12 protein-coding genes are annotated in these 13,838 nt (G+C 42.1%); 5 read left to right on the top strand and 7 right to left on the bottom strand.

Features of this window, described 5'->3' with window-relative positions; translation table 11 throughout:
* Positions 1 to 152 precede the first annotated feature (152 nt).
* A complete protein-coding gene (locus EES38_RS06030) occupies positions 153 to 2,924 on the top strand; it encodes an insulinase family protein (RefSeq protein ID WP_124936269.1) in 2,772 nt (923 codons plus the stop codon).
* On the opposite strand, the gene EES38_RS06025 is transcribed toward EES38_RS06030, so the two are convergent.
* Positions 2,921 to 3,520, bottom strand: a complete 600-nt coding sequence (locus EES38_RS06025; protein ID WP_124936268.1) for a VOC family protein — start codon at positions 3,518 to 3,520, stop codon at positions 2,921 to 2,923. The two genes, EES38_RS06030 and EES38_RS06025, sit on opposite strands and share 4 nt — an antisense overlap.
* Positions 3,521 to 3,730: 210 nt before the next feature.
* On the opposite strand from EES38_RS06025, the gene argS reads away from it, so the two are divergent.
* Together argS and EES38_RS06015 are read left to right on the top strand one after the other, a co-directional pair.
* Complete coding sequence (gene argS, locus EES38_RS06020) at positions 3,731 to 5,467, top strand: arginine--tRNA ligase (RefSeq protein ID WP_124936267.1); 1,737 nt, start codon at positions 3,731 to 3,733, stop codon at positions 5,465 to 5,467.
* A 60-nt stretch (positions 5,468 to 5,527) separates the two neighbouring features.
* Positions 5,528 to 5,956 (top strand): HIT domain-containing protein, encoded by a 429-nt coding sequence (locus EES38_RS06015; protein WP_124936266.1) that lies wholly within the window; start codon positions 5,528 to 5,530, stop codon positions 5,954 to 5,956.
* A 46-nt stretch (positions 5,957 to 6,002) separates the two neighbouring features.
* Here the strand turns inward: EES38_RS06015 and EES38_RS06010 are convergent, their stop codons facing one another.
* From EES38_RS06010 to EES38_RS05995, 4 genes are all read right to left on the bottom strand, one after another.
* Positions 6,003 to 6,233, bottom strand: coding sequence for a FeoC-like transcriptional regulator (locus EES38_RS06010; RefSeq protein ID WP_124936265.1), 231 nt, complete (start codon positions 6,231 to 6,233; stop codon positions 6,003 to 6,005).
* Positions 6,230 to 8,500, bottom strand: coding sequence for a Fe(2+) transporter permease subunit FeoB (feoB, locus tag EES38_RS06005; RefSeq protein WP_124936264.1), 2,271 nt, complete (start codon positions 8,498 to 8,500; stop codon positions 6,230 to 6,232). Before feoB ends, EES38_RS06010 begins: the two co-directional genes overlap by 4 nt.
* The gene (locus EES38_RS06000; protein WP_124936263.1) at positions 8,497 to 8,727 is read right to left on the bottom strand and encodes a FeoA family protein; all 231 of its coding nucleotides are present in this window, start codon (positions 8,725 to 8,727) and stop codon (positions 8,497 to 8,499) included. Before EES38_RS06000 ends, feoB begins: the two co-directional genes overlap by 4 nt.
* A 429-nt stretch (positions 8,728 to 9,156) precedes the next feature.
* Entirely contained in the window at positions 9,157 to 10,035 is an 879-nt protein-coding gene (locus tag EES38_RS05995; RefSeq protein ID WP_124936262.1) for a zinc ABC transporter substrate-binding protein, read from the bottom strand.
* A gap of 82 nt (positions 10,036 to 10,117) precedes the next feature.
* On the opposite strand from EES38_RS05995, the gene znuC reads away from it, so the two are divergent.
* Both znuC and znuB read left to right on the top strand, forming a co-directional pair.
* The gene (gene znuC / locus EES38_RS05990) at positions 10,118 to 10,903 is read left to right on the top strand and encodes a zinc ABC transporter ATP-binding protein ZnuC (protein WP_124936261.1); all 786 of its coding nucleotides are present in this window, start codon (positions 10,118 to 10,120) and stop codon (positions 10,901 to 10,903) included.
* Entirely contained in the window at positions 10,896 to 11,681 is a 786-nt protein-coding gene (gene znuB / locus EES38_RS05985) for a zinc ABC transporter permease subunit ZnuB (protein ID WP_124936260.1), read from the top strand. The genes znuC and znuB overlap by 8 nt, the downstream gene beginning before the upstream one ends.
* Positions 11,682 to 11,752: 71 nt before the next feature.
* Here the strand turns inward: znuB and sucD are convergent, their stop codons facing one another.
* Both sucD and sucC read right to left on the bottom strand, forming a co-directional pair.
* Positions 11,753 to 12,619 carry a succinate--CoA ligase subunit alpha gene (sucD, locus tag EES38_RS05980; RefSeq protein WP_124936259.1) on the bottom strand — a complete coding sequence of 289 codons (867 nt, stop codon included), beginning with the start codon at positions 12,617 to 12,619 and terminating at the stop codon, positions 11,753 to 11,755.
* Entirely contained in the window at positions 12,619 to 13,785 is a 1,167-nt protein-coding gene (sucC, locus tag EES38_RS05975; protein ID WP_124936258.1) for an ADP-forming succinate--CoA ligase subunit beta, read from the bottom strand. The genes sucD and sucC overlap by 1 nt, the downstream gene beginning before the upstream one ends.
* Positions 13,786 to 13,838: the final 53 nt, after the last annotated feature.

Here is a 13,838-nt window from a genome sequence, read left to right as displayed (position 1 = left end):
GTATAACGAAGACTTTTTCTGTCTTCGTCTATCATATTCAAAGCCAAACCATTAAAATGACGTGTTTCTCATAAAATTTTGTCTACTTTAGTTGCTTCGATGAAAATCAAAGACATACTTAAAGGACAAACACCCTCAGGAGGTCACCGACCGTGCGTATCAGCCCAAACGATTCAAAAAGCTATCGATACTTAACTCTAAGTAACCAATTACGTTTGCTGTTGATTAACGACGAAAGTGCCTCTAAATCTGCTGCAGCTTTAGCTGTCAACGTCGGTCACTTCGATGATCCAAGTGATCGTGAGGGACTTGCTCATTACCTTGAGCATATGTTATTTCTTGGCACCGAAAAATACCCTAAAATTGGTGAGTTTCAAAATTTTATTAACCAATTTGGTGGAACACACAATGCGTGGACCGGTACCGAGCACAGTTGTTTCTTTTTCGATATTTCGCCTAAAGCCTTTTATGAAGGGCTCGAGCGCTTTTCTCAATTCTTTGTTGCTCCTCTATTTAATGAAGAAGCATTAGACAAAGAAAGACAAGCTATAGAATCAGAATATCGCCTTAAACTCAATGATGAAACACGTCGTTTATATCAAGTTCATAAAGAAACCGTAAACCCAGAACACCCATTTTCCAAGTTCTCTGTAGGGAATAGTTTCACTTTAGCAGATCGAAATGGTCATACTATTCGTCAGGAAATCATTGATTTCTATCGAGACAATTATTCGGCCGATTTGATGACATTGGCCATTATCGGTCCTCAAGATCTCGACAGTTTGGAACAGTGGAGTCGAGAGCTATTTTCTGATGTTCAAAACCAATCTCTACAGGGAAAATGTGTTGATATTCCTTATGTGACAGATAAAGAGAGCGGTCTTTTCATTAAAGTCAGTCCGCTTAAAGACATCAAAAAATTGATTCTCAGTTTTCCATTGCCAGAAATGCAAAAGTACTACCACTCAAAACCTCTGTCGTACTTTGCTCATCTTTTAGGCTATGAAGGTCAAGGAAGCTTGATGCTAGCCCTTAAAGATCGGGGTTGGATTAATACACTTTCTGCTGGAGGTGGGGCAAGTGGTAGCAACTATCGAGAATTCAATATCAGCATGCAATTGACCGATGACGGTCTGTCGCACACTGACGATATAATTCAGGCGGTATTCAGCTATCTATCAAAGATTGAAATGGAAGGATTTCAGGATTGGCGTTATGAAGAGAAACGTGCAGTAACGGAATCGGCGTTTCAATTTCAGGAAAGTGCCCGTCCCCTCGATATCGTCAGTCACCTAGTGATCAACATGCAACATTACGATGCTGAAGACACAGTCTACGGTGACTATATGATGAACGGGTTAGAAATCGACGTGATGTCCGGTATTCTTGCTAACCTCACACCGGAAAAAATTCGGGTCACACTCTTAGCAAAAGGCGATAGCTATCCATTAGAAGCAAAATGGTATTACACGCCTTATTCCGTAGAAAAAATCACCGCTCAACAACAGAATTATTTTAAAGAAAAAAGTGAGTTTTCGGATGTAATGACGCTACCTCCGGTCAACCCTTTTATCTGTCGGGATCTCATACCGAAATCAGTTGAAAGCCCGGAAACGGATAAGCCACAAATTATTAGCGAACAGGATGGGTTTCGTCTCTGGCATCTGCAAGACACCGAATACAGAGTACCCAAAGGGGTTATCTATGTCGCCATTGACAGTCCGTACGCTGTTGCTAGCACTCGCAACATCGTTATAACCAGACTGTGTGTAGAAATGTTTCTCGATACTTTAGCTAAACAAACCTATCCAGCCGAAATAGCGGGTATCAACTACAACATGTATACGCATCAAGGTGGCGTAACTCTATCGATCTCAGGATTCAGCGAAAAACAACCTCAGCTTCTAGAGATGATATTACACAAGTTTGCCAACAGAGAGTTTAGTTCTAAACGCTTTGAATCCATCAAAACACAGCTTTATCGTAGCTGGTCTAATGCGTCAAAAGATCGTCCCATTTCTCAGCTTTTTAATGCGATGACAGGATTGCTCCAGCCTAATAATCCGCCATACGATGCTTTATTGAAGTCGCTTGAGACCATTCGTGTTGACGAATTGAGCCAATTTGTCAAAGACATGATGAATCATCTACATATAGAGATGTTTGTCTACGGTGATTGGCACCGCTCTGATGCGCTGGAAATCGGGAATACTCTACAAAAAGCCTTAAGTTTCCATGGTCAAACTTATGAAGAGTCTTTGCGTCCTCTGGTAATGCTCGGAAAACACGGTACGTTTCATCATGAAGTGCATTGCGAACAAGACGATTCTGCGGTTGTCGTTTACTACCAAAGTGATGAGAGCAGCGTGGAAAAAATTGCCTTGTACTCTTTGGCAAACCACTTAATGTCAGCCACATTTTTTAACGAGATTCGTACCAAGCAACAATTAGGCTACATGGTGGGTACGGGGAATCTCCCTCTTAATCGTCATCCAGGCATGGTGTTGTACGTGCAGTCTCCTAATGCGGCACCGTCACATCTGATGGAAGCTATTGATGAGTTTTTAAACGCATTTTACTTAGTCCTGCTTGAATTAACTGAATATGAATGGCATAGCAGTAAACGAGGGCTATGGAACCAAATCGCCACCCCCGACCCAACACTACGCAGTAAAGCACAGCGCCTTTGGGTTGCTATTGGGAATAAAGATGGTGAATTTAATCAACGAGAAAAAGTTCTCGACTCACTGCGCTCATTATCACGAGCCGATATGATTCGCTTTGTTGTTAATGAGCTTAAACCGAGAACAGCAAATCGTTTGGTGATGCACTCGCAGGGTTTGGCACACCAAGATTTTGAACAGCTTGACTTGGGAATCGCCATTGGTTCTATCAAAGAATTCCAATTGATGCCCAAAGATTAGATAGATTCCGATAATATAATTTGTTCAATACTATTGGGATGAAGTTTTACGCACACATCCTTCCATTTAAATGCAACGGTTGGATTGGGTAAACGCTCTTTTTCACCTTTAGGTTGAGATAATTTGACGGTGAGACCTTCCTTGGACAAATTCTCGACCCTCGACTCCATGTCAGGGAAGCGCTGATAAAGCTCAAGCAGATAATCTTGAGCATTTGTAGCCTGAGACGGCACAACAAACTCAACATGCTCCCAACCTTGAAATGGATATGGCTTTCCATTTTTAGGAAATGGGTATTCCACACAGGCAGTACACCAGTGTGACAATTTTAGCGGTTGATTCAGTTTGAAAATATAGATTGGGCGTCCATTGATCTCTGCATCAGATAGCACTGTCGATATAGACTGCCATTCTGGTAGGAGCATATGTGCCAAAGATGGTTCATTTATACGCAAGGCAATATGGTCCAATTCAAACTCAGATAAGTCTAAAGAAAGCTCGCTCAGCATTCTTTCGATAGCCACCATAAAACCGTCTATATCGGAAATCAGTTGTTGTGGCGTCATCCCATCGAATTCTTGTACTGGTATCGTCATCAATGATTCACCGATGTTTGAGTAAAAGCAGATACTATAAATCACCGAATCTGAAGTGCAAATAAAATAAAAATCGCCTATTTATCTATAAGAGATCAGATAAAATTGATATCATGTGCGCCAATTTTTGAACAAGATCGAGAAGTGCATCACTAAACAAACAATATCCGATGCACGACCAAACAATTCTATGAATTGAAGGAAAAGCGAGTGAATATCCAAGCACTGATAAATGAAAAAGTTTCTCAAGCTTTAGAGAAAGCGGGAGCACCAGCAGGTAGTCCTGCGGCAGTACGCCAATCAGCCAAACCTCAATTTGGTGACTACCAGGCTAACGGTGTCATGGGTGTGGCAAAAAAACTTGGCACCAACCCTCGCGAATTCGCGCAAAAAGTCTTAGATGTATTAGAACTTGATGGTATTGCAAGCAAGACCGAGATAGCCGGCCCAGGTTTTATCAATATATTTTTGAGTGAAGAATTCCTAGCTCAACAAGCAGAGAGCGCTTTATCAGATGACCGTCTGGGTGTAAAAAAAGAAGCACAACAGACAATCGTTGCAGATTATTCAGCACCAAACGTTGCAAAAGAAATGCACGTAGGACATTTGCGCTCAACGATTATTGGTGATGCAGTTGTTCGCACTCTTGAATTTCTTGGTCACAACGTTATTCGCGCTAACCACATTGGCGACTGGGGAACACAGTTCGGTATGCTCATTGCCAATCTGGAACGTGTTCAACAAGAATCCTCTAATGCCGTTTCCATGGAACTGGCAGACCTAGAAGCCTTTTATCGTGAGTCCAAAAAACTGTACGATGAAGATGAAGATTTTGCCGTTAAAGCACGTAGTTACGTGGTGAAATTACAAAGTGGTGATGAGTTCTGCGGGCAGATGTGGAAAAAGCTCGTTGATATTACGATGGAACAAAACCAACGTAACTATGACCGCCTCAACGTATCCCTAACTCGTGACGACGTTATGGGTGAGAGTATGTATAACGACATGCTTCCTGGAATTGTTGCCGATCTAAAAGAGAAAGGTCTTGCTCAGGAAGATGATGGCGCCCAAGTCGTCTTTCTAGACGAATTTAAGAATAAAGATGGCGAAGCGATGGGTGTAATCATCCAAAAACGCGACGGTGGATTCCTCTACACAACGACAGATATCGCTTGTGCCAAATATCGCTACGAGCAGCTTGGCGCGAATCGCGTTTTATATTTTATCGACTCACGTCAACACCAACATTTGATGCAAGCTTGGACTATCGTACGTAAAGCAGGATATATTCCAGAAGATGTATCCCTAGAGCATCACGCTTTTGGAATGATGCTAGGCAAAGATGGAAAACCATTCAAGACACGCGCTGGTGGTACAGTACGCCTTGCCGATCTGTTAGATGAAGCAGAAGAACGCGCAACAACTCTTATTGAGCAAAAGAATACGGACCTAAGTTCAGAAGAGAAAGCCAATATAGCTAAAACTGTAGCGATGGCAGCAGTTAAATACTCAGATCTTTCCAAACACAGAACTACAGACTACGTGTTTGACTGGGACAATATGTTGGCGTTTGAAGGTAATACTGCACCTTATATGCAATATGCCTATACTCGTGTCGCTTCAATATTCTCCAAAGCGGGTATTGCGATGAATGAACTCACTGGAGCTATCATCATTAGTGATGAAAAAGAAAAAGCTCTCATCGCAAAACTACTTCAATTTGAAGAAGCTGTTCAATCCGTTGCTCGTGAAGGACAGCCTCACCTAATGTGTAGCTATTTATTCGAGCTCGCTGGCCAGTTTTCAAGCTTTTATGAAGCCTGCCCTATTCTTGTGGCAGAAAAAGAAGAGCTTAAGCAAAGCCGTCTAAAACTTGCAGCGTTAACAGCACGTACAATAAAACAGGGTTTAGCTCTACTAGGCATCAATACTCTGGAAAGAATGTAATCAAAAAAGAAAAAAGGTTGGCTTTGCCAACCTTTTTTCTATCTGCTCGAGGAGAATATAATGCCATTTCAATTACACCCTAGGCTGGCAGCTGATACCTCAATTATTGGCGAGTTCCCGCTATCGCTGGTTTTACTGCATCGAGATAGCGCAGTTCCGTGGATTATTTTAGTGCCCAAGAAACAAGATCTGCTCGAGTTTCATCATTTATCAATAGAAGAGCAACATCAGTTCCTCAGGGAATCTCAAGTGATTTCAGAGTTACTTGAGAATGAATTTCATGCAGATAAAATTAATCTTGGTGCATTAGGAAACCTAGTCCCTCAACTGCACTATCACCACATTGCCCGCTATAAAACTGACATTGCTTGGCCAGGTCCCGTTTGGGGCAACACACCCGGAGACTTTCGAGCCGAAGATGAGCAGTTAGAATTACAGCACCGTATAACCAAATCACTAGAACAATTTGCAGATTTTCAAGCACAGTAATTAATTGCCCGATCTAAAATAAAAAATGCCGCGTCTGCGGCATTTTTTATAATATGACATTCATCGGAATGCTTTCTCGTTCGTTAATACTATAACGAACCCGAGAGACGTGATTTTTTAAATTGGTGTCGGCATAACGACATATCACACCTTTTTTCAACCACACTTCTAACATTGCATCCACGCCATCCTCACTTAAAGCAAAGCGTTTTGCGAGTTCATTACGTGTGACCATTCCTTTTTCTGCAATATAGTTTCTTAATTCATGTAAAATCATAGGGCTCCCACTTCAGCAGACTGAAGCCTTTGTCCCCTCATGGATAACCATTTATAAATACCCAAACAAACTGCCAGAATAGCCACAATTACCACTATGCTGACTACCGGCTGACGTATCACATTCGTGACCTGATAAAATAACGTAGCCGATATATAAGCGAGGCCAAAAGTCCAGACCGCAATAAATTTTGCGAATCTTGCTCCAAACTCCCTTACATATGCGCCCATCGCAGCAACACAAGGTGTGTAGAGCAATATAAAAATCAGATAGGCGAAGGCGGCCCCACTTGAGACAAAGTTGCTTTGAATATTGCCAAATATCGTTGAGTCGACACCCTGCTCTTCCGCTGCAACACTTTGATCTTGTACGTCACCGACTTCAAGTCCTAGGGGATCAGTAAAGCTTAGTGCCGCTAAGTTTTCAGGGATAGACATCACAGCTTCTTCCAAGCTGCCTAACAAGTCGTAGTCTGTTTGATCTGCCTCAATTGTTGAGTACAAATTATTTAATGTACCGACAACCGCTTCTTTAGCAAAAATACCTGTGATAATGCCAACCGTTGCTTGCCAGTTATCATGATTCACTCCAATAGGCTCAAATACAGGAGTAACAACTTGTGCAGCTTTGGATAAAACAGAGCTGGATGAATCTTCATGCCCAAATGTCCCATCGGTACCGACTGAATTCAGGAAGCTCAACACAGCAACAACGATAACAATAGTTTTTCCAGCACCTAAAACGAAACGCTTAAGCTTTTGCCAAGTTTTAATAACAACATTACGGAACGTGGGAATTTCGTAGTCAGGCATTTCCATGATGAGACTATCACTAGAACCGGGGAAAAGCGTTTTCTTAAGGATCAATCCAGTAAACACGGCCGCCGCAATCCCCAGAAGATAGAGGACAAAGACAATGTTCTGTCCACTATTGGGAAAGAAAGCTGCTGCAAACAAAGCGTAAACAGGAAGACGAGCACCACAGGACATAAATGGCACCATGGCTGCAGACAATTTACGTTCCCTTTCTTGATCAAGAGTACGAGTCGCCATAATCGCAGGCACATTACAACCGAAGCCCAACACCATAGGAACAAATGCTTTTCCCGGAAGACCTATTCGCTGCATTACTTTATCAAGAACAAATGCGGCGCGAGACATATAACCAGAGCTTTCAAGTACCGCTAGAAACATGTAAAGACAGGCGATAACAGGAATAAACGTCGCGACGACCTGAATCCCACCACCAATACCGTCAGCGAGCACGGTAACAAGCCAAACAGGAAGATGATCATCCAGAAGATAATGCCCACCATCAACCAGTAAAGCGCCGACACTGATATCAAAAAAATCAATAAATGCGCTACCGATATTAATAGAGAACATAAACATCACGTACATGACGGCAAAGAAGAATGGGATACCGATCCACTTGTTCAAAATGAATCTGTCCGCTTTTTCAGTGAATGTACGACTTAACTTACCTTCTGAGCGACGAATGCGTTTACACTGCTCATGGAGAAACGTATATTTGGTGTCAGCAACGTGTAGGTCAACATCAACATGACACTGATTTTGTAACTGATAGACTTTTTGCCGCTCATGCTCAGGCAGTCCATTGATCACCATTTTATCGTTTTCTAACGCACGAATAGCTAGAGCACGACTTGATGCTAAATTACCATCGAAAGACGATTTTAGCTCGTTAATGGCCTCTTCAAATTGTTGGTCATACGTTAGAGTAAACTCTCGAGTGGCTACTCCCTGCACTATCAGTTTATGTAACTGATCTTTTAGCTGCTTAACTTGATGATGACTGTTTGCACTAATTTCAAAAACCGGACAACCAAGAATACCTTCAAGTCCGCGAGCATTGATGGTTAAACGCTCTCGTTTCAGCGCATCGATTTTGTTAAGTATAACAACCATTGGACGGCCAAGCTCTCTAAGCTGTAAGGTCATGTAGAGGCTTCGTTCGAGGCAGGTTGCATCAACTACGTTAATAATCAAGTCAGTAGGATAAGTAAGCACAGAACGCGCTGCTATTGACTCATCAATACTATTGCTATCATTACCACTATCTAAAGCATAAATACCCGGTAAATCCGTAACGGAAAACTGGTCACCAGAATGGATGTACGTCCCGGTCTTTTTCTCAACCGTTACACCAGCCCAGTTACCGACCTGTTGCTTTGAGCCAGTAAGACCATTAAATAGTGTTGTCTTACCACTGTTCGGGTTACCAACCGTTAACACATTATACTTCATTCGGTTACCTCCACTTCGATAGATGCTGCAATACTTTCCCTGACGGCAATCGATACGCCTCTCACATCCACTTGCAAAGGATCGCCCATAGGGGCACGGCGTATAACGGTGATCTCAGTATTAGGTAAAATACCCATGACCATTAATCGCTTACGAACATCATTAGAAAGACTATCGAATGCCACTATCAATCCAGACTGTCCATTCTTTAGATGAGATAACTTCATAAGCGATACCTTTTTAATTCGTAATGAGAAGAATTTTTATTAGCATATCCATATTAGTGTCAAACTATGCTCCTTACGTTGAGTTAAATCAACTTTTTTTGGCATAAACAGAAAATGAAATATTTAATCCAAATGGATTTTGATTAATTAAGAGGGGAAAAATAAGGTGGGTATATTATTCATCTTTAGAACTATCATTTATCTCAATATTGAAACAAACATTCTGCTCACATGGTGATAGTATTCTTATCGCTTATCTTAGAGTGCTCTTGGGCACTCCCTAGTTGAGATTAGCCTATCTACTTACATTTCACTGAATTTATTTTTCAGTACGTATTTAAGATATAGGTACCCCTAAATCATAAAATACACTGACGGTTTGCGTCCGTGGTATAGCATCCCCCGCTATACCACGTAAATTTTCTTCTATTATTTTAAACACTGTTCAAACTGAGTCGCTATTTCATTTAAGAAACTAAAATAACTTCCTGCTTTAACTTCAATGTCTGTACCCAATGGATCAAGGTGACCTATTTTCGCATCAGTGCCTCGAGTCACACTCTCGATAATAGCTGGAGTAAATTGAGGTTCAGCAAAAATACACACATTATGGTATTGATTCAAAGTAGAGCGAATATGTACCAATGTTTTTGCACCAGGCTTTCTTTCCGGGCTAACAGTAAAGTGCCCTAGACTGTCTAATCCATAATGTTCTTCAAAGTACCCATAAGCATCATGGAATACAAAATATGGCTTATTCGCTACCGGTTTTAATCTTGTCTCGATACTCTTATCGACACTATTCAGTTTTTCAACAAATTGAGACAAATTATTGTCGTATTGCGCTGAATGTTCCGGATCAACTTCTTTTAGTTTCTCAACTAGCGCTACGGCAACTTGTTGTGTAACATCAGGCCCCAACCAGAAATGAGGGTTTACAGTGCCATGGTGATGTCCGTCATCATGATGCTCTTCACCGAACTGATGAAAATTAACGTTCGGCAATTGGCTTAAAGTGATGACTTCAGAGCCATCTTGTTTGGCTACAATTTGCTTTAGAAAAGGTTCAAGCCCCTCGCCAAACCACACAATTAAATCTGCCTGATTTATTTTTTTGATATCAGAAGGTTTTAGTGCGTAGTCATGAGGTGATGCTGTGGATGAAAGCAATACTTCAGGAACGGTGACGCCCTGAGTTAGCTCGTAAGTTATCATTTGTATAGGTTTTATTGTTGTCAACACATTTAAAGCGAATGCAGACTTTGCTAGCACAACAAATGCAATGACGAACATACTACGAAAAAGCATAATGCCTCTCTCAGACATGGTAGAATCAAATTACCCAGAATGTTATATTATAACATCACCAAATTGCAAATGAGTTTCGTTAATGACTGAATTAGTCGAGCTACACGATATTTGTGTCGATTTTAATCATCGTCGTGTATTAGAAAACATCAACCTGACGCTTTATTCAGGTAAAATCACGACATTAATCGGCCCTAACGGGGCGGGTAAATCGACCTTGGTCAAAGTATTGCTTGGACTTCAAGCCCCAACTCAAGGGCAGATAAAGAAAGCAAAAAAAATTAAAGTTGGCTATGTCCCTCAAAAATTAAAGTTAAACGATACATTACCCTTATCCGTCAATCGCTTCCTGTCATTAGCGGGACGCTTTAGTCGTCAGGAAATTCTCGAAGCAATTACTCTGGTCGGAGCTGAGCATTTACTTCACTCGAGCATGCATAACCTCTCCGGAGGCGAAACTCAACGCATTCTTCTCGCACGAGCATTGCTACAACGACCTGAACTTCTTGTTTTGGATGAGCCTGCACAAGGTGTTGATGTTCAAGGGCAGATCGACCTTTACGACTTAATCAATACCGTAAGGGTTCGGTTCGGCTGTGCTGTCTTTATGGTTTCACATGACCTTCATCTGGTTATGGCGAAAACAGATGACGTTATCTGTTTACAACATCATATTTGCTGTTCTGGCGCTCCGGCAGATATAAGAAAACATCCTAACTATATTGCTATGTTTGGCGATCGCAGCAGAGAAACGCTGGCGTTTTATGAGCATCACCATCAGCACCATCATGATCTTGCTGGGCAGCCTGTGTCTGGCGAGGCGACAAGTTGTCAACATCATACTCACGGTCACCATCACCATGATTGAATTTTTACTCCCTTCCATTTTTGCCGGTATTGGTATTGCGCTTATTGCAGGACCGCTAGGTTCTTTTGTTGTTTGGCGAAAGATGGCGTACTTTGGTGATACGCTAGCCCATGCCTCTCTAATGGGACTTTCTCTCGGCTTTTTACTTGATGTGAATTTAAATCTCGCATTACTGGTTTGTTGTATTGCCCTAGCAGTGCTGCTCGTGAGTTTGCAAAAGCAGAAACTTGTAGCAACGGATACTCTCCTTGGTATTCTGGCTCACAGTTCACTTTCTATAGGTCTAATATCCCTATCATTTCTCGATAATATCCGTGTTGACTTAATGAGCTATTTATTTGGCGACCTTCTCGCTGTTACGCCTAGTGACCTCATTTTTATCTGGATAGGTGTTGTTGTAGTTTCATTACTTCTATTCTTCTTGTGGCGTCCTTTATTATCGATGAGCATTAATGAAGAGTTAGCTGAAATAGACGGTATCAACACGGGATTAATGCGGCTGATTCTGATGGTGATGATTGGGATTGTTATTGCAATTGGAATGAAGTTTGTTGGAGCACTTATTATGACGTCACTCCTTATCATTCCAGCGGCTGGAGCAAGAAAGCTGGCAAAAACACCAGAACAAATGGCAATCTTTGCTTCGGCAATCGGCATTATTTCAGTCCTACTAGGCCTATTTGCTTCTTGGCAATTTGATACACCTGCCGGACCTTCAGTCGTCGTTTGCTGTAGCTTGTTTTTCCTGTTGTCTCAATTCAGCCGAAATCAAGATTGAGGTTTGCTGTTTAATTCCCAATAAAAAAGCCTCCATCTGGAGGCTTTTATCTATGCGTTTAAATCTATCGATTACATCGAACTACGCAGTGCCTGGCCTATATCAGCGAGGCTTTTAACCGTTGTTACGCCGGCAGCTTCCAATGCAGCAAATTTTTCTGCCGCAGTTCCTTTACCACCAGAAATAATAGCGCCAGCGTGTCCCATACGTTTTCCTGGAGGAGCTGTAACACCTGCAATATAAGATACAACGGGTTTAGTAACGTTATCTTTAATAAACGCTGCAGCTTCCTCTTCAGCAGTGCCACCAATTTCACCGATCATAACAATCGCTTCAGTTTCAGGATCTTCTTGGAACAGCTTGAGAATATCGATAAAGTTAGAACCAGGAATTGGGTCACCACCAATACCAACACATGTAGACTGACCAAAGCCTTCATCTGTAGTCTGTTTTACCGCTTCATAGGTTAATGTTCCTGAACGAGAAACAATACCAACCTTACCTTTCTTATGAATGTGTCCCGGCATGATGCCGATTTTACATTCATCAGGCGTGATAATTCCTGGGCAGTTTGGACCGATCATGCGAACGCCAGCTTCATCCAGACGAACTTTTACATCCAACATATCCAGAGTAGGAATACCTTCGGTAATAGTTACGATAAGCTCAATACCAGCATCGATCGCTTCCAGAATCGCATCTTTACAGAAAGGCGCTGGAACATAGATAACCGATGCAGTTGCACCTGTCGCTTCAACGGCTTCACGCACAGTATCAAAAACAGGTAGGCCCAAGTGAGTTTGACCGCCTTTACCAGGAGAAACACCGCCAACCATTTGAGTACCGTATGCTGCTGCCTGCTCTGAGTGAAAGGTACCTTGACCACCAGTAAATCCTTGGCAGATTACTTTAGTATCTTTATTGATCAAAATAGACATTATTTACCCTCCGCAGCAGCAACAACTTTCTCTGCCGCTTCTTTTAGAGAGGTAGCAGCAATAATATTTAATCCACTTTCAGCTAGCTTATTCGCACCTAGCTCAGCATTATTGCCTTCTAAGCGAACGACAACAGGTACTGTCACACCAACTTCTTCAACGGCACCAATAATACCATCAGCAATTAGGTCACAGCGTACGATACCGCCAAAGATATTAACCAGAACTGCTTTTACTTTACTGTCGGAAAGAATAATTTTAAACGCTTCAGTGACGCGTTCTTTTGTTGCACCACCACCTACGTCGAGGAAGTTAGCAGGCTTACCGCCATGAAGGTTAACGATATCCATCGTACCCATTGCTAAACCCGCACCGTTGACCATACAACCGATTGTACCATCTAGAGCTACGTAGTTTAGTTCCCACTGAGCAGCGTGTGCTTCGCGTTCATCTTCTTGGGTAGCATCGTGCATTTCTCGAAGTTTTGGCTGGCGATACAATGCGTTTGAATCAATATTGATTTTGCCATCCAGACAAAGTAGATCGCCAGCACCAGTAATAACCAGAGGGTTAATCTCAAGTAGTGCGAGATCGTATTTGCTGAACATATTTCCAAGTCCAAGGAAAATCTTCGTAAACTGTTTAATTTGTTCGCCTTTAAGGCCCAGTTTGAATGCAAGTTCACGACCTTGGTATGGCTGAGGACCAACAAGAGGATCAATAGCCGCTTTATGAATAAGTTCGGGAGTTTCCTCAGCAACTTTTTCGATTTCAACGCCACCTTCAGTTGATGCCATGAAGACAACACGACGAGTTGAGCGGTCAACGACGGCACCAAGGTAAAGCTCATTAGCAATATCTGATGCAGCTTCTACAAGAATTTTTGATACTGGCTGACCATTAGCGTCAGTTTGATAAGTCACCAAGTTTTTACCTAGCCACTTTTGCGCAAAGTCACGGATACCATCTTTCGAATCATGCAGTTCAACACCGCCAGCCTTACCGCGGCCACCAGCGTGAACCTGACATTTTACAACCCACTTGGAGCCGCCAATTTTACTTGCCGCTTCAGCAGCTTCCTGAGGTGTACTACATGCAAAGCCATCCGGAACTGGTAATCCGAACTCTGCAAATAGCTGTTTGGCTTGATATTCATGCAAATTCATTGTGTTATTCCGTTGTATATTATTATTCCATTCACCTGTATCGGATACACAGG

Origin of the sequence: Vibrio viridaestus (assembly GCF_003856525.1) — a bacterium.
In the GTDB taxonomy this organism is placed as follows: domain Bacteria; phylum Pseudomonadota; class Gammaproteobacteria; order Enterobacterales; family Vibrionaceae; genus Vibrio; species Vibrio viridaestus.
This window is presented reverse-complemented; position numbering and strand designations above follow the sequence as displayed.